The following is a 23,259-nucleotide window of genomic DNA, read 5'->3' as shown; positions in this document are numbered from 1 at the left end:
AATCAAAACCTCCACCTATATACATGCAACATGAAGAGTTAACTTCTCAGTCATCCTGCACACCCTAAGCGCTGCAGCACTTCCTCCGGACGTTCGTGGATGTAGTGGACAAACCGAGTAATGGCTTGAATGATATCGTTGCGATCCTTGTGAAATACATTGGCAATCACCGTATCTTTCAGCCATTTCCATAAGCGTTCGATCGGGTTCAGCTGTGGCGAATAGGGAGGAAGGTAAATAAAGTGAAAACACTGCCCTTCTTCCTGCAAAAACTCCTTGACCATTTTGGCATGGTGAATGCGGGCGTTATCCAACACCAAGACCATGAGACGGTCCGGATAGCGCTCTTTGAGCATTCTCAAGAAATCCAAGAACGTCGCGGCATTGGCAGCGGTCGTTTGATGAAGCACCGTTTCGCCATCGTGGATGTTGACCGCGCCAAACAGCGATACGTGGGCATGATGGCCGAACGTCGGCACTTGTTTTTGGCGGCCGACTTCCGACCATGTGGACCGCAAGACATGGTAAGAGCGGATATGTGTTTCATCAAGGTACAACAAGACCGAATCAGGATCCATTAAGTTTTTTTTTATGAAGTCGATCTGTTTCTCAAAATTCTTTTGTCGATCCGGATCGCCTTTCGCCAATGTGTAGGTCGGCCGTGTCCACGACAGCCCTTTGCGGTGCAGGAGTTTTCGCAACGCTTCGCGGGAAATGGAAACACCGAAGTGCTTTTCGACATAGGATTGCAGGAGTTTGGTGTTCCACGCCGAAGCGACGTCCCAGCCCAGTTCCGCGGGAGTGGTGGTCAACACAAGCTGTTTGATCTCTTCCTGCTGTTCTTCGGTGAGAAACGGCTCCCGCCCGGGGGCGAAATCCCGATGAAGCAAGAGCTCCAGACCGCCTTCGTTGAACAGCGACACATAATGGGAAACGGTTTGTCGGCACACGTTGACCATGGAGGCCACCTCTTTGCCCAAATAGCCTTCCATGACCAGGCGAACCGCCATCACCCGTTGGCGAAGAAGGGTGTTTTTGATTTTCCGTTCCTGTTTGCGAAGTGTCCGAGGTGTCCATCCGTGATCGTTGGTGATTTTGAGACGTTTCATGCAGAATTCCGCTCCTTTTCCATGCTTTTCCTTAGGAGCAGTATAACCGGAGTGGGCACCACTTATACGAAGGTTAACTTTTCAATGAGCATATATATAGTTTTATTGCTCAACTTATATAAACTAGGTCTCGGTTTTACTCTTAAAATTGACTCTTCTCATACCTTTTTGAAAAATTTTTGAGGAGTTTTTCAGGATTGGCGAGGTTGGAGTTTACTTGTTGATTAAAATGAACAAATTATGCAGGGTGCTCGGTTTGCTCGGTTTGTTCTGGCTGTTCTTCATAAAACCTAGTTGAACTAAATCAGGTGCTCGAAACATTCGATTAAAGAATGAAAAGTATAATGAATATCATTTGTCTTCTGTAGTTGATTACGTTTCGATTGTTTATTTCTGTCTGTGTTCGCTCAACTTTGCTTTAATCATGGTCTTTCTCTCACTTTATATGAACAATTTCAACTCCCTTCTCTTGAAATTGATTTTTCTCTTGAATTTGTTTTTATTTGTCTTGCAAAAATTTCTTACCCCATAAACGAATACATCTAAATAAAGAACTATCTGCTGTTACTTCCTGTTTCTGATCAGCTACCTCTTATTTTTGCTGATTTATAAACCACACACCTAATAATACTCTAGAACCGTATCCTAAACTCCTATTTTCTTTTACTTGTCCATATCCATTAATAAGCTAATCTGATTTGTATTGTAGTACACTCATGATCTACGCTCTCTACCGATTCACCGCCAAGAATACCATCAAAAAATTTATCTGGCTCCTCAAAGAAATACATGTTTAGGTTGGCTGATTTCATATATCTCGATGGTAGCTTTATGTTCATGTTTACTTCCGCATATACTAAACTCCAAGAATCATCTGGTTTTATTAACGCTATTAACGCTCGATTACTTATCCCATCACTCAAAAACTTCATCTGTATTAAACTACCAATCACCCTTAATAATGAAACCTCATCTACCTCTCTCGTTAGCTTTATTGCAAAGATGCCAAAACCACCAAGTAACCCTGCGTTAGTAAAATACCTTATCTCCCTTGTCCACTCACAACATAAACGATTGCCAACTTGCGTCTTAAAGTACAAAGCTCCGACCGTTACAGATGATAACTCTTCCATCGATAGTCTAGACTTAATTATTCTGCCTAAATGCTCATCTGGATACAATCGAAGTACAGAATGAACAACAGAATAAGCAATAGATGCCCAATTTTCTTCTCTATACGGTGACTTCGATTTGCTTATCAATTCTTCAAAGCTCAAAGGGTTTAAATTACCCCTGATAACATGAATATCTTGAGGCGATCTATACGTCTCTATCGTATTTAAGAACATACGGTATCACCACCCGTTAAATGAATAGATTCTGCTGATCTAATTCTTTGAACACTCTTGCTACCTGTGATTCGATAGATAGCTTATAACCATCTACCTCTGCAAACTCACCATTCAAAAATCTAGTTATTAATTCTTTTTCCGCCTCATACTTCTTATCTCCACTATTTAAAATGTAAAGCAAGTGCGCTAATTTCGTTTTGTCTGCCTTTTCAAACATGCTGCTGACCATAAAATGAGATAAATTACCCAAAAGGATTAACTCCTCCTCACACTCTGCTATATATATGCTCATTGAAAAGTTAACCTTCGTATAAGTGGTGCCCACTCCGGTTATACTGCTCCTAAGGAAAAGCATGGAAAAGGAGCGGAATTCTGCATGAAACGTCTCAAAATCACCAACGATCACGGATGGACACCTCGGACACTTCGCAAACAGGAACGGAAAATCAAAAACACCCTTCTTCGCCAACGGGTGATGGCGGTTCGCCTGGTCATGGAAGGCTATTTGGGCAAAGAGGTGGCCTCCATGGTCAACGTGTGCCGACAAACCGTTTCCCATTATGTGTCGCTGTTCAACGAAGGCGGTCTGGAGCTCTTGCTTCATCGGGATTTCGCCCCCGGGCGGGAGCCGTTTCTCACCGAAGAACAGCAGGAAGAGATCAAACAGCTTGTGTTGACCACCACTCCCGCGGAACTGGGCTGGGACGTCGCTTCGGCGTGGAACACCAAACTCCTGCAATCCTATGTCGAAAAGCACTTCGGTGTTTCCATTTCCCGCGAAGCGTTGCGAAAACTCCTGCACCGCAAAGGGCTGTCGTGGACACGGCCGACCTACACATTGGCGAAAGGCGATCCGGATCGACAAAAGAATTTTGAGAAACAGATCGACTTCATAAAAAAAAACTTAATGGATCCTGATTCGGTCTTGTTGTACCTTGATGAAACACATATCCGCTCTTACCATGTCTTGCGGTCCACATGGTCGGAAGTCGGCCGCCAAAAACAAGTGCCGACGTTCGGCCATCATGCCCACGTATCGCTGTTTGGCGCGGTCAACATCCACGATGGCGAAACGGTGCTTCATCAAACGACCGCTGCCAATGCCGCGACGTTCTTGGATTTCTTGAGAATGCTCAAAGAGCGCTATCCGGACCGTCTCATGGTCTTGGTGTTGGATAACGCCCGCATTCACCATGCCAAAATGGTCAAGGAGTTTTTGCAGGAAGAAGGGCAGTGTTTTCACTTTATTTACCTTCCTCCCTATTCGCCACAGCTGAACCCGATCGAACGCTTATGGAAATGGCTGAAAGATACGGTGATTGCCAATGTATTTCACAAGGATCGCAACGATATCATTCAAGCCATTACTCGGTTTGTCCACTACATCCACGAACGTCCGGAGGAAGTGCTGCAGCGCTTAGGGTGTGCAGGATGACTGAGAAGTTAACTCTTCATGTTGCATGTATATAGTAACATGAACTTGTGTTTTTCAGGATGTGGCAGAAACTTGGCAATCCCTGGTATAAAGAAATCTAAATTCTGATGATCATGTCCCGTGTTTGCCCTAAACTGAGCCATCGCAGAATCTACTTCCCCGCGCAAAATAAGATCAACCGTATCCTTTCCAATTTTCTCTAATAATTTCTTGTTTGCGTAACTTACAAAAACCTCTACTGCATTAATCGAACTTATATTAAATTCTTTTTTTGTCCTCTCATAATTAAATTTTGTTTTAATTAAGAAACGCATTTTCTCCTTTGCTTGACTTTGCTTTAACCAAGCAAGAGATTTTACATAACTTACAATCTCCATTAACGCATTCAATTTCCGCAATTCTAACTCCCTTGTCTCTTCATCAATGTCGTTTTTATTTAAGTTAGATTGCGTTACCTTAACAGCTTCTTCAATCATCTTTAAAGTCTTCATTACCCCTCTCTCCTCGTATAGTATGTTTAGAAAGATTTTTAAATCGAATTTCCAGTTGGATATGCTCCTTGACAATCGCATATGTGTAAGTGATTTGCCCACGGGGGAGGGGCGCGTCCCTCCCCCGTGGATGGCACTACATCGGGGTTGGACTTTTCGCGATGTTCTTGGATAATGGTCTTAGGATCATCGGGGACACTCTTCTCTCTCCTGTAGCTTTGACTACTTAGAAAGTCTGTCTCCCCGGCTCCTGTTCGGACTTCTAACCCGCAGGCTGTTCCCGTTGGTTTCCCATGCTGGAAGGAGCAGCTTCCAGGCAGCCCATGGCCCAACGTGAGTTCTCATATGCGAGGGTGACTGGTCAACAGGCGCGGTCCGGGGGCATCCCGAAGAGTCCCAACCCCACGATCCTACTACGATTGGAGGTGATCTCATGAAACTCTACGTCGGGATTGACGTGAGCTCAACGGACTTATACACGTGTATCATGGATCAAGAAGGAAACACGTGCGCCCAATTCAAGGTGGACAATCATCTCCTTGGCGCGACCTTCCTTCGCGATCAAATCCTCCTGTGGGCCAACAAGCTCCAACCATCCGAAATTCTCATCGGGATGGAAGCCACTTCGGTCTACAGCTGGCATCCAGCGATGTTTTTCCACCAACAGGAGGAGCTGAAGTCTTGGAATGTCAAGGTGTTTACCATCAATCCAAAGCTCATTCGCAAATTTAAAGAAGCGTACACTGACTTGGATAAAACGGACGGCATCGATGCGTGGATCATCGCCGATCGGCTTCGCTTTGGCCGTTTGAAAGTGACAGCTGTCATGCAAGAACAGTTTATCGCCCTTCAACGGCTCACGCGCATGCGCTATCATCTCGTCCATCAGCTGACTCGGGAAAAGCAGTACTTCCTCCAACACTTGTTTTACAAGTGCAGTTCCTTTACCCAAGAGGTGGACAGCTCCGTGTTCGGACATGCCATCTTAGAGCTTCTTCTCGAGTCGTTTAGCTTAGACGAAATCAGTCAGATGGACGTGCAACAGCTCGCTGACTTCTTGCGCCAAAAAGGACGCAATCGCTTTGCCGATCCGGAATGCATCGCCAAGTCCATTCAAAAGGCGGCTCGTTCGTCGTATCGGCTTTCCAAATGTGTCGAGGATTCCATCGACTTGCTTTTAGGGCTATCGATTCAATCCATCCGTAGCCTTCAAGCGCAAATTAAAGAGCTAGATAAAGCGATTACTCGCCATTTGGAAGGCATCCCAAATACGTTACAAACGATTCCCGGCATTGGTCCGGTCTACGCCGCTGGCATCTTAGCCGAAATTGGACAAATCGAGCGCTTTGACAACCAAGCCGCCTTAGCAAAGTATGCAGGTTTGACTTGGTCTAAGCACCAGTCCGGTCGGTTCCAAGCCGAGGAGACTTCCCTCATTCGTTCCGGCAATCGCTATCTCCGTTACTACCTAGTGGAGGCTGCCAACTCGGTACAACGGCATGATGCGTCGTTTCGCACCTATTACCGGAAGAAGTATGAGGAAGTACCAAAGCACCAACACAAACGAGCCCTCGTCCTCACCGCTCGAAAACTCGTGCGTGTGATCGATGCGCTGCTACGCAACGGTCAAATCTACACGCCAAGAAAGGGGGAAGATCGATAGGGGTATCGATCTAACTGATTTTGCATTAAAACCCAGTTAATGACATAAGACAAGACTGGGCTTCTTAAGTATTGCCTTTTTTCGGGTCATCGGACAATCGAATTTCCAATTTCGATGATTTTTCACCTTGACATATTACCGCAGGACTCGTATAAACTGATGTCATGTGAACCTGAGTGTTTGTAGAAACAACTGAGTCTTTTTGATTTGGCTTCAAGGTGAACCGCCTCCTCTCTTATTAAAAATCAACCACGCATAATCGGTTGTAATTATTATGAATTAGGTTTCCATTCAACTCTTAAAATTCAGTTGTTTCTAGACGTTTATTAAATTTATGACTACTTAACTATCCGAGATAATCTCTCTTATTTCGTTCAAATCCATCCCTTAAAAGTTAGTTAAGTGCATGATCAACCGCATCATCCATATAACTTTCTAATTTCTCTAAAACACCACACTCTTCAGCAACGGAATCACTCATTTGCTTTATAATAGCTTCGTTTAGCAGTAAATATGAAGTAGGTTAATAAATATTTCTTAAATGTGATATTTTTCTAGTATTTTTAAAATTTATGACGAATAAATTACCTTCTAAAAATACTTAACTCCTTTTTTCTTTTTTATCTCACACTCCCCTAAAACATAAAATAAAAGCCATCCCCGAAAGAATGGCTTTCACCTAATCTTATTATGCAGTATCATCCAAGCTCTATTTTGAACAAAAAATTCCTTATATACTGTCCGTCATCTTACCACCACTTCTGCACCAGTTTACAAAATGTTCACAATTATTAAAAACCAAATTATATCTTTTTTCACCCAACCTAGAAAATGCTCTACTGATAATCTCTTCTTTAGAGTAGGTAGCCACGCTATCAATAACTCTGATTTCACAATCTTTTTTAAAATCTTCTAAGCTATCTATCCTTACTTCACCTTCTGAATAATGAATTACCTGATTGTTACCAATATACAGACCATGATGAGTATAGCCTATTCCATACTCTATTCGTTTAGCTATTAAGTGATCAGCCAACTCTAACTCAGAATCTCTTTTTAATTCTTTCCATTCTTTTGATTCTCGAAGTATAGATTTCATATCGGGCACTATTGTATTTTTTGGTTCGAAGATAGTAGGATTGGACTTTATAAAGTTACCAATAGCTTGAGCAAGTCTGTCTGCTCCTTCAATCGCTTTACCCATAGTAGTGTAAACTAGCACATTATTTCAGAATCCCTTTTTCAAATTATTTCAGGCGGATTCGGAAATAATGTGCAAAATTTTTGCGGATTGTTCCGGATTTTGCACATTCTTTCGGAACGTTTGCACGCTCTTTCAGATGAAGATTTCCAGCGCGCCTGATGGACCTATGGAAAAGAGAAAGCACAAAAGAGGCCGATTCGGCCCCTTTCGTGCTAATACCCCATTTCCTCTGCGGCCATGCGCACCATTTCTTCGTCAATGGCGTCCTTTTTCAGCTGATACCCGTATAACAGGCACGTCGTGGCCAACGTGTTGATCACCCGAGGCCATCCCCGCGACTGCAGGGCAATCGCCTCTAACGCCGATGGGGTGAAGATCGGATGCTTCGCCCCGGCCTGTTTCATCCGATGTTCGATGTAGCCCGCCACCTCTTCCTTCTCCAGCGGCCCCATCCGGTATCGCATGATGATCCGCTGGTCGAGAGGGCGGTGCTGATTGAGCCGCAGCTTCCCCTGTAAATGGGGCAGCCCGGCCAAAATCAAGACAAATGGGTTGGTCGAATCCATCTCAAAGTTGAACAAGATCGCGATGTCCTGTAAAAATGCATCCTTCGCTAAATGCATCTCATCCAAAATGAACACCGGCGTGATCCGCCGTTCATGATACAATCGCTCGATCGCCTGCTGGATTTGGCGGAAGAGGTCTACCTTGCGGTACTTCGGTTCCTCTCCTAATCCCAAGGCCAGTCCACGGTAAAAATCCATCACGCCTCCGGTGGATAACGGAAAGTAGACGACATGATACAATGATGGATTCAATGACTCTTTCAGCGCCCGAAGGGCGAACGTCTTGCCCGCCCCCGGCTCTCCGATCAACAGCCCGATCCCCCGGGTTCGTTTCACGTACTCCAGCGCCCGCAACGCTTCCTGAAATGACGCCCCTTGATACGCCTCGGACGGGTCTGTTTCTTTCGCAAACGGCTCCCGCGAAAGGGAGTAAAACGATTTATACACCGTGTTCTCCCTCCTTCGCCGGAATCGCCGCAAACGGGGACCGATGGCGTTTTACATAGGCGTTGTCCTCCAAACGCACCCGAATGGCTTCCGCCACCCGTTTGCCCTCTTCGTACACATAGACGCCTCGTTCGTCATAGCGGAGCTCAATCGATTGCCCAATGAACCGAGGCGGCACTTCGTATAGCTGTTTATTCAGGGTGATCGTGCCATCGGCTTTGACCTTGCGGTGCTCCCGTTTCAGAAAAATCGCATCCAGCCAATCGCCATCTTCGATGAACGACACGAGATGCACTTGCGATTGAAACACCTCATGCGGCGTTTTTCCGTCCAGTGAGGCGTGCGGTTTTCGATGATACTCCTCTTCAAGCCACTTCCAAAAACGCTCGTTCAACTCGTCAAGCGATTTCGGCGGATTCAGCTCCAACAGTGGATAAAACCGTGTCTGTACGGTGCGGAAGAACCGTTCGATTTTTCCCTTGCTTTGCGGGTCATACGGCTGGGTGTGGATGAGTGTAATCCCCATCTCGGCGCACGCATACTGCAGCACCTCGGACCGATAAATTTTCCCGTTGTCCGAGTAAATGCGTTTCGGCTTCCCGCAACGAAGCACCGCTTCCTTCGTGACGATCCGCAGCCCGTCAAACTTCTCCGAAGGGAAAAATTGGGCATATGGCACTAACCGCGAGCAGTCATCGATATACGCGATCAAAAACGTTTTCTGGGCTTTCCCATGGACGCGAATCGTGGGTCCATGGGATAAGTCCCCTTGCCATAGCTCATTGATCTGGTCATACGCAAAACGCTTTCGCTCCGGCATCGGCAAGATTTCTTTTCCCACCAGGTTGTGTTTTTTCAACAATCGGTATATAGTAAAGTAAGAGGTATGATTTTCTGGGATTTCCCCCTGCTCGATCAGGTGTTCGTAGAACACCGTCACGGGCATGGTGGGATGTTCTTTTCTTAGGGCTAAAATATGATCCTCATCATCGGGCGACAGACGCCTTGAGTGGCCGCGGTCCGAACGGCGCTTCGGCTTTAAGGCGTCAAAGCCCCCTTTTTTGTATCGGGTGCACCAATCGAGGATCGTCTTGGCTGCGATTCGTTTGTCGCCCTGGTGGGGAACATGGTGCACTCGCTCGCTCACCTCTTTCAGATACGTCTTCGGTTCCACCTGCCCATTCACCAACGGAGCGATTAGCCCGTACCGAAACAGGGCAATGTCGTGTCTCATCGACTCATTCATTCAAATCTCCTCCTGGTCTCACTTGGAATCAGGACCGTTCCGGTCCGTCTGCCCTTATCGTACCGAATTGCTTTTTCTCCGTCGATAGGAAAGGTTTGTGGGAACCTCAACTATTTCCAATTTAGGATATGTATGTAAAATCAGGATCCCATTTGATTCGCAAAAGGGTGTCGGAATCCGTCCTCCCACATGTCTCTGATGACCGAATCGAGACCGTGTTTCTCCAACGTCCGGATCCACCAGGAAGCCCGTTCCTTTTCTTTTTTCACGATAGGGCCTATGATCCTCCACCGCCTCGCAAAAAAGCTGTGAAGGCTTGATAGGTTTCGGTAGAACCGTCGGACATAAAAGATGATGCCGTCCTTTGTCAGGAGGAACGGAGCCCGGTTCGTCCCCTCGGTCAATCCCAACTGCTCTTTCACGACTTGCCATATGGCGGACAACGTATACTGAAAATACGGGAGGAGAAAGGAAGGCAGCACACTCACCGTCTTCAAGCATTCCCGACAGCGATACCGGACAATCCAAATGCGATAATCACCATGTGGGGTCAATGCGTTTCGCTCATAGTAACCGTGGCGGTGCAACGGGCGCTTGGCCCGGCAATGCGGACACTTTTTCAGAAGAGGGAAGTCGTTTTCTTTTCCACGCTCTGCATACGTTTGGACGTCAATGCCAAAGTCATGAAATTGAATCACGTCCTCTTCCCCCTCCTATGAACCGATGGATTTTCTCTTCCGAAATAATTCACAAAAAATTTAGCACATTCTTTCAGAAAAGGGGAGAGGGCTTTCTGAAGGAATGTGCAAAAAAATGTCTCTTTTGTTCCGAAATAAAGTGATAATTTACAGTAGGATTATGTTCTTTTACAATATCTTTCATGTCTGTTCTAAATTCCTTCACGTCTTGTCTTACACCAGACACAAATTCTTTATTTGCCTCATGCAGTTCTTCAAAAAACCACTTAACGTTTTTAAAAAACTCCATGTATTGTACCCCTCCCAAACTTACTAATAAATTCCACTATATTTATACAATGTCCTTCTTCCACATTCCTGCCCGTTAATTAAAAATCAACATTATACGTTAACAACGAAGTGAAAAAATAAAAAAAAGCGACATCACTGTCGCTTTTGCTAGTATGTATATGGAGCATATCGGATTCGAACCGATGACCTCTTCGCTGCCAGCGAAGCGTTCTCCCACTGAACTAATGCCCCATTCTTATGACACTTTTCATTATGGACACTACTTATATTATCATAAAAAACAGAAAAATATCAACTACAAAATGCACTCCCATCCGTCATTTTACCCCATCCTTTTATAAAAATCATTTCTTGGATTGACTGTCATATTCACATAATAAATGCTATTTGCTATACTTTTACTTGAATAAAACACGAAGCTGTTTTTCAAGGATTTTGGGCAGTGTAACTGACAAGCGTGGGAGAGCGTCGTGCTGGCAGCGCGAAGGTCACCGGTTCGAGCCCGGTATGCTCCATCCGTCAAACCCTTGCGTGGCAAGGGTTTTTTGTTTTCTGATTTCGCGGAGAGGGGATCACGATGAAGCGAATGATGATCATGATCGTTTGTTTGGTGCTGATGGCCCCGATATATGCAGCCGCCCATCGTGGCGAACTAGATGAATTGGGCGGACATTTTCGCAACAGCGACTGCACGTACTTGCTGCATGAACCGACTGCGCTCGCGAAACAGGCGAAAACGAAAGAAGAGCTTGTCCAACTTATTCAGAAATACAACGGCAATGAACGATGCAAGCGAAACCTCACTCCTGACCGCATTGACCTCGACGGCCATGCGCTCGGGGGAAAAGAGGGCGATGCTTCGCTGCGGCTGGGCCGGACATACAAAGCGGCATTGGTAGGGTGCGTGGACGGTGACACGGCCAAATTCCGTGTGAACGGCCATGTGTATACAACCCGCTTTTTGTTCATTGACACCCCGGAAAGCACGATCGAAGTCGAGCCATATGGAAAAGAAGCGAGCCAGTTCACGTGCTCCCGCCTGCAAAAAGGGGACATTGTGCTTGAAACAGACGGGAATACGTTGTTCGACAAATACCAGCGGCTGCTCTCCTGGGTGTGGGTGGACGGTCGCCTGTTGCAAGAGGAGATTGCCAAAGCGGGATTGGTGGAAGACTTTTATGACTATGGCGATTACAAATACGAAGACCGTGTCCGCGCCGCGTTGAACGAGGCAAAACGGACGGGGACGGGCATGTACGGAAGGGGAACGGCGGATGAAAAGCCAACGCCAAACGGGGCGGACCATCCGCCTGATGGCAACACGCCTTCAAACGAGAAGCCCGCTGGCAGTCCGGCCGCCGATCAACCGTCTGCTTCCGATCAAGAGGCGACGCCGAAAGACCGCGCGGGTCATCCCGTTGTTTATGCGTTGCTTGGTTTGCTGGCGGCGGCCGCGCTCTATTGGTTCGTCCGCCGGGGGACATGACCGGTGCGGGCGGATGATGGCAGCTCGAAACGCCCGGTTGCCCGCATCTTGACGCCCTGCCAATGAAACAGCCTGTCCGGTGCGGACAGGCTGTTTTGGTGCGGGCTGCAGGACAACCCGCTGCTATTGTTTCGGGAGCAGTTCTTCAATGCCGCCTTCATGGGCGGCCGTTCGCCCGGACGCCGCCTCGAGCCGGCGGAATCCGTATTCCTCCAAACGCGCAATTTGCCAGTCTGTGAGATCGGTGTACGCGATGACAGACGGCGTGCCGGACGATTTATAAATCAAATTGCCGGTCACCGGGCATTGAAAGGCGTCGGCGACAAATCCTTCGCCGTCTTGAATCGTAAACAGCCGAATCGGCATAACGTTCATGTCATTCCCTCTTTCTTGGCATTGTCATGATTATCCGTGCCCCATCGGACGCCATTCTATACAAGCCGTTTGCCGACGATGACCAAATCGCGTTCCACCCCATCCAGTTCCGCCACGCGCGGAAAATATCCCCACCGTTCAAATCCGAAGCGGGAGAAAAGCCGTAAACTTGGTTCATTATGCGCAAAAATAAAGCCGAGCAGCGTCTTTATTTCAAGCGCTGGCGCCTTGTCGACCGCTTGCTTCAGCAACTTCGTCCCCAATCCTTGACCGCGGTGCGATTCGGCAATATAAATGCTCACCTCCGCCGTATGGCGGTACGCCGGGCGGCCGTAAAACGATTGGAAACTGAGCCAGGCACAAATATCGCCGCCATCTTCCACCACCCAAAGCGGCCGATGGTGAGGATCATGCGCTTCAAACCACGCCTTTCGGCTTTCCACCGACACCGGTTCCAAATCCGCTGTCACCATTCGGCTTGGGATCGTTTCGTTGTAAATGCGGACGATGTGCGGCAAATCGGCCGCCGTCGCATCGCGGATCACCCATTGTTCCATCTGAAATCTCCCCTTTTCGATTTCTCTTTTGCGTCCAAAGCCGCTTTTTTTGCAGCGCATTTCGTTTCCAAAAACGAAACAAGCGGGGAGTATAATCAAAACGTATGTACAAACAAAGAAAGGAGAACAACATGAAACGCTAGCTTGTCGTCTATCTCGTCTCGCTTGCCGCCTTTCTCGGCCCGTTTACGCAGACGGTTTACACCCCTATTTTACCAGAAGTGACGGCCGCATTGGCGACTTCTTCATTTTGGATCAACTTGACGATTTCGATTTTCACCTTTTTCCTTGCGATGATGCAAATCATCTACGGACCGCTCACCGACCGAAAAGGGCGGCGTACAGTGCTGCTTTTTGGCCTTAGCGTATACATCGCCGCTTCGCAACGGCCAGCTTATTGTTTAATGAAAATCGAATGACGTTCCCCGCCCGTTCTCTCTCCTTTCGATATTTCCAGTCGTTGACCCATTAGTCATGACCATATGTTACCGACCGGACAGTCATATATCAAGAAATTAAAAAAACACCGGGGCAACCGCCGAACAGCGGGGCCAATAAAATAAGGTTACAGACATTTCGTCCGTAACCTTGCCGTTGCCAGCGAATTGGTTCGTCAGCGGTTTCTCGCCCGTCCTGCGGGTCATTCGCGCTCCTCAGTCAGCTCGGCGACCGGCACATCCAGGCGCTCATTGAGCCGGCCGTCGCGCAAATGGACGGTCGCCATTTGCCGTTCTTCGTCATACGCGTCGATCCAGACCGATACCCCGTTGTAATAGACCGGAATATCAGCGGGCGACGAAACGATTTGTTTGACGCGGTTCATCTCCATCGCCGCTTTCCCCCTTTCCGTCGTGCTCCGTTTCCTAGTATGCGAGGGAATAGGAATGATTATGCAAAAATGGTCCACACTAAAGGGAGAAAAATCCGAGAGAGGGAATGCGATGAAAACGAGGGATGTGTTGTTCGCATACTGGCGCTGGCCGGCCATCATCCGTTTGTTCGCCGCTGCGAGCGCCACGATTGTGCTGTTTGGCGCGCTCATGCGCCTCATTGAACCGGAGACGTTCCGCACCGTGTTTGACGGCATTTGGTGGGCGATTGTGACCGCGGCCACGATCGGCTACGGCGACATCGTGCCCAAAACAGTCGCTGGAAAGATAGCGGCCATCGTGCTCATCGCACTGGGCACCGGCATTCTCACCGCCTATTTCGCTTCCGTCTCCGCGGCGGCCGCCACCCAAGCAACGGCGCGCACAAGCGGGCGCTTTGAGTATCGGGACCAGGATCACGCCATCGTGGTCGGCTGGAACGAACGGGCGCGAGAAGTGCTGCTTCGCCTCGCCCGGCGCGAGCCGTCGCTCCGTTTTGTGCTGATCGACGCAACCGTGCCGTCCCACCCGCTCCCTGATGTTCCCGTTCATTTCATTAAAGGGTCGGCCGGCGATGATGCGGTGTTGGAGAAGGCGAACATTCAAAAAGCGCGGTTTTTGCTCATTACTGCGAATCCGCACAAAGCCGAGGCAGAAGCGGACAAAGACGCGATCGTGACGCTGCTGGCAGCCAAAAGCCTCAACCCGTCGGTGTACGCCATCGTCGAAATCTTAACGGCGCGCAACGTCGCAAACGCCTTCCGCGCCGGCGCCGACGAGGTGATTGAGACGAACTTGCTGGCGAGTTTCGCCATGGCCGCCAGCCTCCGCGCCCCGGGCGTCGCCAGCGCGCTTACGGCGATGCTCAGCCGCTCGGGCACGCAGACGCTCTCCTTGCTTGAGCCGGATGCCGAATGCATCGGACAGACGTTTCATGACGTGCAGCAACGGCTGCTTGGGCGCCACATCACCGCGCTTGCCGTCGTCTGCGCCGACAACCGGACCGTTTCCGTTTCGCCGCAGCGCCTCATTGAAGAAGGAGACCGCCTGTTCGCGATCGTTCCTTAATCGAGCAGGCGGCGCTCCAACTCTTGAACGAGCGCTTTACCGACGGAAATATACCGCTCGGGAACGGTCGCATCCGGGTCTTGCGGTTCGGCAAACTGGTTGAACGCCGCCCCCACATTGCCCACATCGGCGAAATCATCAATTCCTTGTTGATATTTATGCGCAAGCAAAAACGGCCGCCCAAGCTCCACCGTCGTGCCATGCGAATCAAGCTGCCCGTCGACTGCCCGAAACGGCACGCGCAAAAACTGGTAACCTAAGTCGTCGACGATTTTGTAGTCAAAATACCCGTGATCGTAATCCCAGCCGCCGCCGATCACATAACCGAGTGGTTTTAATTGCTCTTCCAAATGGTACAGCTGAAATTGCTTCCCTTCCAAACGCGACGGAAGTTCAATCATAGACAACCCCTCCTTCTTTTTTATCGTTTCCCGTTTGATGGGGATTATTTGACCGCGGCGACTTCAGACGCCTGGTGAAAAACAGCAGGGGGCGATATAGCCGCGCCCGGGCGCTAAGCAGCCAAACGGCTGGTTCACAACGGGGTCAGGCCAAAAAAACGCCTCTTCCCTCGCAAAAGGGAAGAGGCGTTTTTTTGGCCGTTTGGGACGCGTCGCAGCATGGCGGACAGCGGTGAGCCGCGTTGTCATTTCAGCCGTTTTTCCAGCTCTTCTTTCAGCTGCTCATACCCCGGCTTGCCCAAGAGGGCGAACATGTTCTTTTTGTATGCTTCCACTCCCGGTTGGTCAAATGGATTCACCCCGAGCAAGTAGCCGCTCATAGCGCACGCTTTCTCAAAGAAGTAGACGAGATAGCCAAACGTGTACTCATCCAGTTTCGGCAAGGTGATGACCAAGTTCGGCACGCCGCCGTCCGTATGGGCGAGCAGCGTCCCTTCGAACGCTTTCGTGTTGACGAAATCGACCGTTTTTCCCGCCAAATAGTTGAGTCCGTCAAGGTCGTTGTCTTCCGCTTCGATGACCAATTCATGGCGCGGTTCTTCTAGCTTCAGCACCGTTTCAAACAAATGACGGCGCCCTTCTTGAATGTATTGGCCGAGCGAATGCAAGTCGGTCGAAAAGTCGGCCGACGCCGGGTAAATCCCTTTTTGGTCTTTCCCTTCGCTTTCGCCAAACAATTGCTTCCACCATTCGGCGAAGTAGTGCAGCGCCGGTTCGTAGTTCACAAGCAGTTCGATCGTTTTCCCTTTGTTGTACAAAATGTTGCGGATGGCGGCGTATTGGTAGGCGGCGTTGTCCTCAAGCTCCGAGGAACTGAAATCGCTGCGCGCTTTCGCCGCGCCTTCCATCATCGCGTCGATGTCCGCGCCGCTGGCAGCAATCGGCAATAGCCCGACCGCGGTCAACACCGAATAGCGGCCGCCAATGTCATCCGGAATGACAAACGTTTCATACCCTTCCTCGTTGGCGAGCGTTCTTAACGCGCCGCGCTTGCTGTCCGTCGTCGCATAAATGCGGCGGCGCGCTTCCTCTTTGCCGTATTTATCCTCGAGCAGTTTGCGGAAAATACGGAACGCGATCGCCGGCTCGGTCGTCGTCCCCGATTTGGAAATGACGTTGATCGAGAAGTCTTTTCCTTCCAAGAAATCGATGACGTCTTTCATGTACGTCGAGCTGATGTTGTTGCCGACAAAAATGATTTGCGGCGTTTTCCGCTTCTCTTTCGGCAAGGCGTTGTAAAACGAATGATGCAGCATCTCAATCGCCGCGCGCGCGCCAAGATACGAGCCGCCGATGCCGATCACAAGAAGGACATCGGAGTCTGATTGAATCTTTTTCGCCGCCTCCTTGATGCGGGCGAATTCGTCTTTGTCATAGTCGACCGGCCAGTCAAGCCAGCCTAAAAAGTCGTTCCCGGTTCCGGTTTTTTCGTGAAGAGAATGATGCGCGACTTTCACCGCATCGCGCAAGTATGTAAGCTCATGTTCGCCAAAAAAGGCGAGCGCTTTCGAATAATCGAACCGAATATGGGTCATCCATTCCGCCTCCCTTTCATGTTCATTTCCTTCTTTCACTTTAGCGGAATAGACGGGGGAAATCAAGCCGCAGTCCGCGTTTGCAAACGGATTCAATTCCGACAATTTTCGCTGCGTGTTTTCGGACGAAAGCCGACGAACAACGGCGGTTTCGCCCAATTGAGAATTCTGCCACAAACGAAGAGGCAATGGCAAAGGGAGCCGCTTGTGAAAGTGCGTTTTGGCTGCCTTTTCCGACCCTTTTCCGACTCCTAGAAAGCCGGGCAACACAGCCATGCCCGCCAAACCGACGATGCCGGAGCGGCGAGAAAAGCAACATTTCCCGCTTTGAACACGGTCATGACGGCAGCTTTTCTCTTCCATCGCCAGCCTTGCCGGGGACGGACAGCAAACAGCCAGCTTTGGCCTAAAGCCGCCGGCTGGCTGTTGCAAAACCGCTTCATCTTGGAGAGCCCCCGCTTTTCCAGTAAACGACCCACCACCTACGCTTCGCTTAGAGGTGGGGGCTTCAAGCGACTTGTGCGTGTCCACCGAACAGCAAGCCACACACAAGAACCCTTTACGCTTCCCTTCGTTCCGAAGATGTCGGTTCGGACCATATTTTATCCTATTCGTTGGCTAACGCCAACCGACATTCATCTCCTACTTTCACTTCGTTTCGAAGTGAGAAAGATGTTAAAGCGACGCGCGCAAAATGGCGAGCACATCGTCACGGTTCAGCTTTTTGAAATGGCCGAACTCGCCGAACGCCATGGCTTTATCCGCCATCAGTTCGAGCTGCTCGTCGCCAATGCCGTAGTCCATCAGCCGCGACGGCGCCCCAAGGCTTGACCAAAACGCCCGCAGCCGCTCGATGCCTTCAAGCGCCACATCGCGCTCCGCTTTTCCGGCCGGATCAACTCCGAAGACGCGCACCGCAAGCTGGGCGAAGCGGCTGACGTTTTCATCCAAAACATGCTTCATCCAGTTCGGAAACAAAATCGCCAATCCCCCGCCGTGCGGAATGTCATACACCGCGGAAACGGCGTGCTCAATGTTGTGCGTCGCCCAGTCGCCGCGCACGCCCATTTGCAGGAATCCGTTTAAGGCGATCGTGCCCGAGTACATGATCGTTTCGCGCAGCTCGTAGTTTTCCAGGTCATTGACCAGCTTCGGCGCCGCCTCAATGACCGTGTTGAGCACCGCTTCGCACATCCGGTCCTGAAGCGGCGTGTTCAGCGTGTGGTGGAAATATTGCTCAAACACGTGCGACATCATATCGACGATCCCGTACACCGTATGTTCTTTCGGGACCGTTATCGTATAGGTCGGATCCAAAATCGAAAACTGCGGAAACGTCACCGGGCTGCCCCAGCCGTATTTTTCTTTCGTCTCCCAGTTCGTAATGACCGAACCAGCATTCATCTCCGACCCTGTCGCTGCCAGCGTCAAAATCACGCCAAACGGCAACGCGTCGGTGACGACCGCTTTTTTTGTGATGAATTCCCACGGATCGCCGTCAAATTTCACCCCGGCCGCGATCGCCTTCGTGCAGTCAATCACGCTGCCGCCGCCGACAGCGAGCAAAAACTCAACCCCTTCCTTCCGGCAAAGATCAACCCCTTTCCGGACGGTCGAGACGCGGGGATTCGGTTCGACGCCCGGCAGCTCAACAACGTCGACGCCAATGCCGGCCAAGATGGCCATCACTTCATCATACAATCCGTTTCGTTTGATGCTGCCGCCGCCGTAGACAAGCAGCACCTTTTTGCCGTAGCGCGGCACTTCCTGCCTCAGCTGTTCAATTTGCCCCTTCCCGAAAATGAGTTTCGTCGGGTTGCGGAATGCAAACGGTTTCATCTCGTTTCCCTCCTTTGGCTTCTATGGCTTCTATTATGGCGGCCGCGGCCATCGTTGTAAAGCCGATTGCTTTCCAAAGCAGCCGTGCATATTTTCAACCGCTATGATTCATTCTATAAGCGAATGAAAGATCTTGCCCAAAGGAGGTGGACACGATGGGAGCGTGGCAGCGGATCGCCTTGTTATTGACGATCATTGGCGCGATAAACTGGGGACTAATCGGGTTTTTTCAATTTGATTTGGTTGCCGCCATTTTCGGCGGCCAGGACGCCGTTTGGTCGCGCATCATTTACAGCCTTGTCGGCATCGCCGGCTTGATCAACCTGGCGTTGTTGTTCAAACCGGCCGAAGAGCTCGAGCGCACTGAACCGAAACCGACCCGCACCTGAACGGGGCCGGGACACCGCAGTTTGCGGGCGAAACCGGACACTCACCGCTTGGCGGTGAGTGTTTTATTGTTTTGGCAAATCTTCCTTCTTCGACTGCTCGATCCATTCACGCAGCTTTTCTTTTAGCGAGCGGAATCCCGGCTCAAGCGGCATTTTGATGCGCGCCTGGCGCTTCTCCGCGCCTGGTTCAAGCGCCTTCAAGGACAAGCTCGCCCGCTTCATCTTCCAGTCGACATCAAGCACTTTGACGGTCACGTCATCGCCGACATTGACATAATCGCGCACATCTTTGACAAATCGGTGCGAAATCTCGGAAATATGGATGAGCCCCTGCATGCCGCCCTCAAGCTGGACGAACGCGCCGTACGGCTGAATACCTGTCACCTTCCCTTTCACAATGGCTCCTCGTTTGATCGTTGGCAAGCAAAACACTCCTATTGGTGAATTTCATCGTTTCTGTATTATAACATAAGGGGAAGGCAAAACCCCAAAATGAGGGGATAGGCCCAAGCGATTGTTTTTCTTGCACGAATGTGCTTGCTCCGTGGCGCGCGGCTCGCCGCCAACTGCCGACCCGATGGATTTTTTCCTAAACCGGCCGCCCCCCCGGTCGTGTCCTTGCCGCTCTTTCGCGCGTATAGGCGTCAAGAAAAAGCCGGCGCAAACAGCGGTTCCGAACCAAGCCGCCATTACCGCTCCGTATGGATGAGGGCGTGTGCATGCGAAAACGGAAAAAGGCGCCCCGCTTCCGCGTGGGCGCCTTGGCCGCCGGCTACAAACGCGCCAAAAACCGTTTTATTCGTTTGACGGCTTCCTGCAGCTGTTCAAGCGACGACGCGTACGAACAGCGAACATGTCCTTCTCCGCTTTGGCCAAAGACGCTGCCGGGGACGACCGCCACTTTTTCTTCGATGAGCAGCCGCTCGGCGAACTGCTCTGACGTCATGCCGGTATGCCGAATGGATGGAAACGCGTAAAACGCGCCACCTGGCATATGGCATGGCAAGCCGATTTCATTGAGCGACGACACGAAATAATTGCGCCGCCGCCGGTAGCTGCTGCGCATCTCGGCGACATCGCGCTCCCCGCTGCGAAGCGCCTCAAGCGCCCCGTATTGCGCCATCGTCGGCGCGCACATGATCGCATACTGATGGATTTTCAACATCGCCTGCAAAATGTCTTCCGGCGCCGCAGCAAATCCGAGCCGCCAGCCGGTCATCGCGAACCCTTTCGAAAACCCGGAAATCAAAATCGTCCGCTCGCGCATGCCGCTGACGGCGGCCATGCTCATATAGCCGCCGTCATACGTCAGTTCGGCGTAAATTTCGTCGGCGATGACAAGCAAATCGTGCTCTTTCGCCAGGCGGGCGAGCGCTTCAAGTTCAGCCGGACGGAGAACCGTACCGGTCGGGTTGTTCGGCGAGCAAATGATGATCGCTTTCGTCCGCGCGGTGAGCGCCTGCTCCAGCTGCGCCACATGGAGTTGAAACCCGTCTGCGCCCGTTGTCTGCACCGCCACCGGCGTCCCGCCGGCAAGCACGACAAGCGGCTCATACGCCACGAAGCTTGGCTCGACGACGATCACTTCATCGCCCGGGTCGAGAATCGCCCTCAGCGCCAAATCGATCGCCTGGCTCGCCCCGACCGTCACCAAAATTTCCGTCTCCGGCCGGTAGTCAACGTGAAACTTGCGGCGCAAATAGGCTGCGATCTCTTGGCGGAGCTCCAAAAGCCCGGCGTTTGGGGTATAGGACGTATAGCCTTGCTCAAGCGACAAAATGCTCGCTTCGCGGACGCTCCAGGACGTGACAAAATCCGGTTCGCCGACGCCGAGCGAAATGACACCCTCCATGCCGGAAGCGAGATCGAAAAAGCGGCGGATGCCGGACGGCTTCAAGGCGGCGACCGTCTTCGACACGTATGTGTTTCGCATTTGCGGCTTCATGGCGACACCACGATGCGGCGATCTTGATCTCCTTGACCAAAGACGATGCCGTCATGTTTGTATTTTTTCAAAATGAAATGGGTCGTCGTTGAAATGACAGAATCGAGCGTCGACAACTTTTCCGATACAAACTGGGCAATTTCTGACATCGACCGCCCTTCAATGACGACCGACAAGTCGTAGGCGCCGGACATCAAATAGACGGATGTCACTTCCGGAAAGCGGTAAATGCGCTCCGCCACCTCGTCAAAGCCGACACCGCGCTTCGGGGTCACTTTCACATCGATCATCGCCGTCACCCCTTCATGACCGTCCACCTTCCGCCAGTCGACGAGCGCGGTATATTGGACGATCACTTTCGCCTCTTCCAGCTTTTTGACGAGTGCCTCCGTTTCCGCAACTGGCAGGCCGACCATTTTCGCCAACATATCAAGCGGCGTACGCGCATCTTTTTCTAATATTTTTACAATTTCTAGTTCTTTTTCACTCAGTTTCACTTTGTCTTCCTCCCTTTCATCCATTTCCGCAAGCCGGCCGCTGGATGCCGTCACGGGAGCGAACAAGATGCGGCGTGTTTCAGTTTGAGAAGCCGGCGGGCGAGTTTTTGACAGTCGCGGGCAGGAATCGTTTTGTCAAACGCGAATTCATATATGGACTGAATACGGGCGGCCAGCGTGCGGGGATCATCCGTATCGTACACCGCCTGAAGAACGTCGACCGCTTCCACCTCGTAGGCGCCGTTTCCGAGGCCGAACGGGTCCCAGGCGCCGATGGTCTCAAGAAGCAGCCGGTTCAACTGCTGTCCGTCCATGCTGTCCATCCACCTTTCTTGCTGCTATGATATAACCAATTATAAGCCATCGATTCGAAAAAAAGAAGGGAGAAGATGCAACAATGTTTCCGTCCGATGAGGGAAAAAGCCATGCCCAAAACGGGGAAGGCACGGCCGCGTCCCTGTTCGACCGCGTGATTGACCGCCGGGGCACGCTGTCCGTGAAATGGGATGATACAAAGCGCGTATTCGGGCATGAAGACGTCTGGCCGATGTGGGTCGCCGATATGGATTTTCCGGCGCCGCCCGAAGTGCAGGAAGCGCTGCAGCGGCGGGTTGAACACGGCGTGTTTGGCTACACCGTCATTCCCGATTCACTCAAAGAAGCGGTGTGCCAATGGCTTGAACGCCGTCATGACTGGACGATCGATCCGTCTTGGCTCGTGTTTGCCCCTGGCGTTGTGCCGGCGGTCGCCGCTGCCATTGAGGCGTTTTCGGAGCCGGGGGATGGCGTCGTCGTGTTCTCGCCCGTCTATCGGCCGCTGTTTGATCTCGTCCGCCGCCACGGACGCACGCTCATATTCAGCCCGCTCCGGCTGGCGGAAGAGAACTACGTCATCGACTGGAACGACTTGGAAGCCAAACTACCCGGGGCAAAGCTGCTCATCCTTTGCCATCCGCACAATCCCGGAGGCAAATCGTGGACGGCCGCCGAGCTCGAGCGGCTCGGGGAGCTGTGCCTCAAACACGGCGTCTTCGTCTTATCGGACGAAATTCACGCCGATTTGACGCTTCCGCCGCACCAGCATGTGCCGTTCGCCGCGCTTCGTCCCGAGTTTGCGGCGCAAAGCGCCACATTCCGCGCGCCGACGAAAACGTTCAACCTGGCCGGCTTGCAGGCGGCCGAAGCGGTCATTCCCGACGATTCGCGGCGCCGGGCGTTCCGCCGCATCCAGCAGCGTCACGGCTTTTTTACGTTGAATGCGTTCGCCGTTGTCGGGGCGGAGGCCGCGTACCGATGCGGCGGGTCGTGGCTCGACGCCTTGCTTGCCTACTTGCAGGAAAACATCGAGGCGGTCGCCGCCTATTTGGCCGACCGTCTGCCGGCGCTTCACCTCATCCGGCCGCAGGCAACGTATCTCATCTGGATCGACTGCCGCGGCCTCGGCCTTTCCGAGGAGGAGCTGAAACGGCGGCTGTTGGAAAGTGGAAAACTGGCTGTTGAATTCGGCAGCAAATTCGGTCCCGAAGGCGCCGGCTTCATCCGCTTAAACGCCGCCTGCCCACGCCCGACGCTCGAAGAAGGGCTGCGGCGGCTGGGGGCGGCGCTAGGCTAGCTTTGCGCCAAAGAAGTGCGGCCAAGCGAATGGCGAAACGGAAACGAAACAGCACCAAATCCGTTGCGGGATTCCTCTATCCATGTCAATCAAAAAAGAAAAGGAAGCCAAACGATCGTTCCTT

General features: G+C 51.1%; 26 protein-coding genes and 1 tRNA gene. 7 read left to right on the top strand and 20 right to left on the bottom strand.

Features of this window, described 5'->3' with window-relative positions:
- Positions 1–50: 50 nt before the first annotated feature.
- The 3 genes from NSS88_RS11395 to NSS88_RS11385 form a co-directional block, all read right to left on the bottom strand.
- Positions 51–1,109 carry an IS630 family transposase gene (locus NSS88_RS11395; protein WP_339239467.1) on the bottom strand — a complete coding sequence of 353 codons (1,059 nt, stop codon included), beginning with the start codon at positions 1,107–1,109 and terminating at the stop codon, positions 51–53.
- Between the two features lie 680 nt (positions 1,110–1,789).
- Entirely contained in the window at positions 1,790–2,458 is a 669-nt protein-coding gene (locus tag NSS88_RS11390; protein WP_095859891.1) for a hypothetical protein, read from the bottom strand.
- A 16-nt stretch (positions 2,459–2,474) separates the two neighbouring features.
- Positions 2,475–2,711: a hypothetical protein gene (locus NSS88_RS11385; RefSeq protein WP_341084582.1), complete on the bottom strand. Its 237-nt coding sequence runs from the start codon at positions 2,709–2,711 to the stop codon at positions 2,475–2,477.
- Positions 2,712–2,837: 126 nt separating this feature from the next.
- Here NSS88_RS11385 and NSS88_RS11380 point away from each other — a divergent pair, with 126 nt between their 5' ends.
- Entirely contained in the window at positions 2,838–3,896 is a 1,059-nt protein-coding gene (locus NSS88_RS11380) for an IS630 family transposase (protein ID WP_339239467.1), read from the top strand.
- An 8-nt stretch (positions 3,897–3,904) separates the two neighbouring features.
- On the opposite strand, the gene NSS88_RS11375 is transcribed toward NSS88_RS11380, so the two are convergent.
- Complete coding sequence (locus NSS88_RS11375) at positions 3,905–4,387, bottom strand: hypothetical protein (protein WP_341084579.1); 483 nt, start codon at positions 4,385–4,387, stop codon at positions 3,905–3,907.
- A gap of 433 nt (positions 4,388–4,820) precedes the next feature.
- Here NSS88_RS11375 and NSS88_RS11370 point away from each other — a divergent pair, with 433 nt between their 5' ends.
- Complete coding sequence (locus tag NSS88_RS11370) at positions 4,821–6,050, top strand: IS110 family transposase (protein ID WP_064214420.1); 1,230 nt, start codon at positions 4,821–4,823, stop codon at positions 6,048–6,050.
- A 730-nt stretch (positions 6,051–6,780) separates the two neighbouring features.
- Here the strand turns inward: NSS88_RS11370 and NSS88_RS11365 are convergent.
- The 6 genes from NSS88_RS11365 to NSS88_RS11340 form a co-directional block, all read right to left on the bottom strand.
- Positions 6,781–7,254, bottom strand: a complete 474-nt coding sequence (locus NSS88_RS11365) for a lecithin retinol acyltransferase family protein (RefSeq protein ID WP_341084577.1) — start codon at positions 7,252–7,254, stop codon at positions 6,781–6,783.
- A gap of 212 nt (positions 7,255–7,466) precedes the next feature.
- Positions 7,467–8,267 (bottom strand): ExeA family protein, encoded by an 801-nt coding sequence (locus NSS88_RS11360; protein WP_069303982.1) that lies wholly within the window; start codon positions 8,265–8,267, stop codon positions 7,467–7,469.
- Complete coding sequence (locus tag NSS88_RS11355; RefSeq protein ID WP_094239815.1) at positions 8,260–9,513, bottom strand: IS481 family transposase; 1,254 nt, start codon at positions 9,511–9,513, stop codon at positions 8,260–8,262. The genes NSS88_RS11360 and NSS88_RS11355 overlap by 8 nt, the downstream gene beginning before the upstream one ends.
- Before the next feature lie 140 nt (positions 9,514–9,653).
- Positions 9,654–10,211, bottom strand: a complete 558-nt coding sequence (locus NSS88_RS11350) for a DUF6431 domain-containing protein (RefSeq protein WP_341082796.1) — start codon at positions 10,209–10,211, stop codon at positions 9,654–9,656.
- 73 nt (positions 10,212–10,284) lie between these two features.
- On the bottom strand, positions 10,285–10,500 hold the full coding sequence (locus NSS88_RS11345; RefSeq protein WP_341084575.1) for a hypothetical protein: 216 nt from the start codon (positions 10,498–10,500) through the stop codon (positions 10,285–10,287).
- Positions 10,501–10,661: 161 nt separating this feature from the next.
- A tRNA-Ala gene (locus NSS88_RS11340) sits at positions 10,662–10,733 on the bottom strand.
- Positions 10,734–11,079: 346 nt separating this feature from the next.
- Here NSS88_RS11340 and NSS88_RS11335 point away from each other — a divergent pair.
- Positions 11,080–11,988 (top strand): thermonuclease family protein, encoded by a 909-nt coding sequence (locus NSS88_RS11335; RefSeq protein ID WP_341084574.1) that lies wholly within the window; start codon positions 11,080–11,082, stop codon positions 11,986–11,988.
- A gap of 123 nt (positions 11,989–12,111) precedes the next feature.
- Here NSS88_RS11335 and NSS88_RS11330 read toward each other — a convergent pair whose 3' ends face one another.
- Both NSS88_RS11330 and NSS88_RS11325 read right to left on the bottom strand, forming a co-directional pair.
- Positions 12,112–12,363, bottom strand: a complete 252-nt coding sequence (locus tag NSS88_RS11330) for a hypothetical protein (RefSeq protein WP_033016279.1) — start codon at positions 12,361–12,363, stop codon at positions 12,112–12,114.
- Between the two features lie 56 nt (positions 12,364–12,419).
- Positions 12,420–12,920 carry a GNAT family N-acetyltransferase gene (locus NSS88_RS11325; protein ID WP_033010730.1) on the bottom strand — a complete coding sequence of 167 codons (501 nt, stop codon included), beginning with the start codon at positions 12,918–12,920 and terminating at the stop codon, positions 12,420–12,422.
- Between the two features lie 221 nt (positions 12,921–13,141).
- Here NSS88_RS11325 and NSS88_RS11320 point away from each other — a divergent pair, with 221 nt between their 5' ends.
- Positions 13,142–13,339, top strand: coding sequence for a hypothetical protein (locus NSS88_RS11320; protein WP_235468488.1), 198 nt, complete (start codon positions 13,142–13,144; stop codon positions 13,337–13,339).
- Between the two features lie 221 nt (positions 13,340–13,560).
- Here NSS88_RS11320 and NSS88_RS11315 read toward each other — a convergent pair whose 3' ends face one another.
- Complete coding sequence (locus NSS88_RS11315; RefSeq protein ID WP_033016280.1) at positions 13,561–13,749, bottom strand: H-type small acid-soluble spore protein; 189 nt, start codon at positions 13,747–13,749, stop codon at positions 13,561–13,563.
- A 112-nt stretch (positions 13,750–13,861) separates the two neighbouring features.
- Here NSS88_RS11315 and NSS88_RS11310 point away from each other — a divergent pair, with 112 nt between their 5' ends.
- Positions 13,862–14,857, top strand: a complete 996-nt coding sequence (locus NSS88_RS11310; RefSeq protein WP_061580502.1) for a potassium channel family protein — start codon at positions 13,862–13,864, stop codon at positions 14,855–14,857.
- Here the strand turns inward: NSS88_RS11310 and NSS88_RS11305 are convergent.
- From NSS88_RS11305 to NSS88_RS11295, 3 genes are all read right to left on the bottom strand, one after another.
- Positions 14,854–15,258, bottom strand: a complete 405-nt coding sequence (locus tag NSS88_RS11305) for a YugN-like family protein (RefSeq protein WP_061580501.1) — start codon at positions 15,256–15,258, stop codon at positions 14,854–14,856. The genes NSS88_RS11310 and NSS88_RS11305 overlap by 4 nt on opposite strands.
- A gap of 245 nt (positions 15,259–15,503) precedes the next feature.
- Positions 15,504–16,853 (bottom strand): glucose-6-phosphate isomerase, encoded by a 1,350-nt coding sequence (locus NSS88_RS11300; protein ID WP_061580506.1) that lies wholly within the window; start codon positions 16,851–16,853, stop codon positions 15,504–15,506.
- A gap of 675 nt (positions 16,854–17,528) precedes the next feature.
- Positions 17,529–18,692 carry an iron-containing alcohol dehydrogenase gene (locus NSS88_RS11295; protein WP_061580500.1) on the bottom strand — a complete coding sequence of 388 codons (1,164 nt, stop codon included), beginning with the start codon at positions 18,690–18,692 and terminating at the stop codon, positions 17,529–17,531.
- A gap of 155 nt (positions 18,693–18,847) precedes the next feature.
- On the opposite strand from NSS88_RS11295, the gene NSS88_RS11290 reads away from it, so the two are divergent.
- Positions 18,848–19,081: a DUF378 domain-containing protein gene (locus NSS88_RS11290; RefSeq protein ID WP_033010722.1), complete on the top strand. Its 234-nt coding sequence runs from the start codon at positions 18,848–18,850 to the stop codon at positions 19,079–19,081.
- Between the two features lie 63 nt (positions 19,082–19,144).
- Here the strand turns inward: NSS88_RS11290 and yugI are convergent, their stop codons facing one another.
- From yugI to NSS88_RS11270, 4 genes are all read right to left on the bottom strand, one after another.
- Positions 19,145–19,504 (bottom strand): S1 domain-containing post-transcriptional regulator GSP13, encoded by a 360-nt coding sequence (yugI, locus tag NSS88_RS11285; protein WP_055358303.1) that lies wholly within the window; start codon positions 19,502–19,504, stop codon positions 19,145–19,147.
- A gap of 349 nt (positions 19,505–19,853) precedes the next feature.
- Positions 19,854–21,026, bottom strand: coding sequence for an aminotransferase (locus NSS88_RS11280; RefSeq protein ID WP_033016287.1), 1,173 nt, complete (start codon positions 21,024–21,026; stop codon positions 19,854–19,856).
- Positions 21,023–21,523, bottom strand: coding sequence for an Lrp/AsnC family transcriptional regulator (locus tag NSS88_RS11275; RefSeq protein ID WP_033010737.1), 501 nt, complete (start codon positions 21,521–21,523; stop codon positions 21,023–21,025). The genes NSS88_RS11280 and NSS88_RS11275 overlap by 4 nt, the downstream gene beginning before the upstream one ends.
- 50 nt (positions 21,524–21,573) lie before the next feature.
- Positions 21,574–21,837 carry a DUF1871 family protein gene (locus NSS88_RS11270; RefSeq protein ID WP_033016289.1) on the bottom strand — a complete coding sequence of 88 codons (264 nt, stop codon included), beginning with the start codon at positions 21,835–21,837 and terminating at the stop codon, positions 21,574–21,576.
- 83 nt (positions 21,838–21,920) lie between these two features.
- Here NSS88_RS11270 and NSS88_RS11265 point away from each other — a divergent pair, with 83 nt between their 5' ends.
- Positions 21,921–23,135, top strand: coding sequence for a MalY/PatB family protein (locus NSS88_RS11265; RefSeq protein ID WP_081106584.1), 1,215 nt, complete (start codon positions 21,921–21,923; stop codon positions 23,133–23,135).
- The last annotated feature ends 124 nt before the right edge of the window (positions 23,136–23,259 follow it).

Origin of the sequence: Geobacillus sp. FSL W8-1251, from assembly GCF_038005945.1 — a bacterium.
GTDB lineage: Bacteria > Bacillota > Bacilli > Bacillales > Anoxybacillaceae > Geobacillus > Geobacillus stearothermophilus.
Note: the sequence above shows the minus strand (reverse complement) of the source record. Positions and strands in the feature narration are given on the sequence as shown.

What these genes read in the sequence shown, in the direction of transcription:
- NSS88_RS11395 (WP_339239467.1), bottom strand. Translation starts at nt 1,109, where the DNA reads ATGAAACGTCTCAAAATCACCAACGATCACGGATGGACACCTCGGACA.
- NSS88_RS11390 (WP_095859891.1), bottom strand. Translation starts at nt 2,458, where the DNA reads ATGTTCTTAAATACGATAGAGACGTATAGATCGCCTCAAGATATTCAT.
- NSS88_RS11380 (WP_339239467.1), top strand. Translation starts at nt 2,838, where the DNA reads ATGAAACGTCTCAAAATCACCAACGATCACGGATGGACACCTCGGACA.
- NSS88_RS11375 (WP_341084579.1), bottom strand. Translation starts at nt 4,387, where the DNA reads ATGAAGACTTTAAAGATGATTGAAGAAGCTGTTAAGGTAACGCAATCT.
- NSS88_RS11370 (WP_064214420.1), top strand. Translation starts at nt 4,821, where the DNA reads ATGAAACTCTACGTCGGGATTGACGTGAGCTCAACGGACTTATACACG.
- NSS88_RS11365 (WP_341084577.1), bottom strand. Translation starts at nt 7,254, where the DNA reads ATGGGTAAAGCGATTGAAGGAGCAGACAGACTTGCTCAAGCTATTGGT.
- NSS88_RS11355 (WP_094239815.1), bottom strand. Translation starts at nt 9,513, where the DNA reads ATGAATGAGTCGATGAGACACGACATTGCCCTGTTTCGGTACGGGCTA.
- NSS88_RS11345 (WP_341084575.1), bottom strand. Translation starts at nt 10,500, where the DNA reads ATGGAGTTTTTTAAAAACGTTAAGTGGTTTTTTGAAGAACTGCATGAG.
- NSS88_RS11335 (WP_341084574.1), top strand. Translation starts at nt 11,080, where the DNA reads ATGAAGCGAATGATGATCATGATCGTTTGTTTGGTGCTGATGGCCCCG.
- NSS88_RS11330 (WP_033016279.1), bottom strand. Translation starts at nt 12,363, where the DNA reads ATGAACGTTATGCCGATTCGGCTGTTTACGATTCAAGACGGCGAAGGA.
- NSS88_RS11325 (WP_033010730.1), bottom strand. Translation starts at nt 12,920, where the DNA reads ATGGAACAATGGGTGATCCGCGATGCGACGGCGGCCGATTTGCCGCAC.
- NSS88_RS11315 (WP_033016280.1), bottom strand. Translation starts at nt 13,749, where the DNA reads ATGGAGATGAACCGCGTCAAACAAATCGTTTCGTCGCCCGCTGATATT.
- NSS88_RS11310 (WP_061580502.1), top strand. Translation starts at nt 13,862, where the DNA reads ATGAAAACGAGGGATGTGTTGTTCGCATACTGGCGCTGGCCGGCCATC.
- NSS88_RS11305 (WP_061580501.1), bottom strand. Translation starts at nt 15,258, where the DNA reads ATGATTGAACTTCCGTCGCGTTTGGAAGGGAAGCAATTTCAGCTGTAC.
- NSS88_RS11300 (WP_061580506.1), bottom strand. Translation starts at nt 16,853, where the DNA reads ATGACCCATATTCGGTTCGATTATTCGAAAGCGCTCGCCTTTTTTGGC.
- NSS88_RS11295 (WP_061580500.1), bottom strand. Translation starts at nt 18,692, where the DNA reads ATGAAACCGTTTGCATTCCGCAACCCGACGAAACTCATTTTCGGGAAG.
- NSS88_RS11290 (WP_033010722.1), top strand. Translation starts at nt 18,848, where the DNA reads ATGGGAGCGTGGCAGCGGATCGCCTTGTTATTGACGATCATTGGCGCG.
- NSS88_RS11280 (WP_033016287.1), bottom strand. Translation starts at nt 21,026, where the DNA reads ATGAAGCCGCAAATGCGAAACACATACGTGTCGAAGACGGTCGCCGCC.
- NSS88_RS11270 (WP_033016289.1), bottom strand. Translation starts at nt 21,837, where the DNA reads ATGGACGGACAGCAGTTGAACCGGCTGCTTCTTGAGACCATCGGCGCC.
- NSS88_RS11265 (WP_081106584.1), top strand. Translation starts at nt 21,921, where the DNA reads ATGTTTCCGTCCGATGAGGGAAAAAGCCATGCCCAAAACGGGGAAGGC.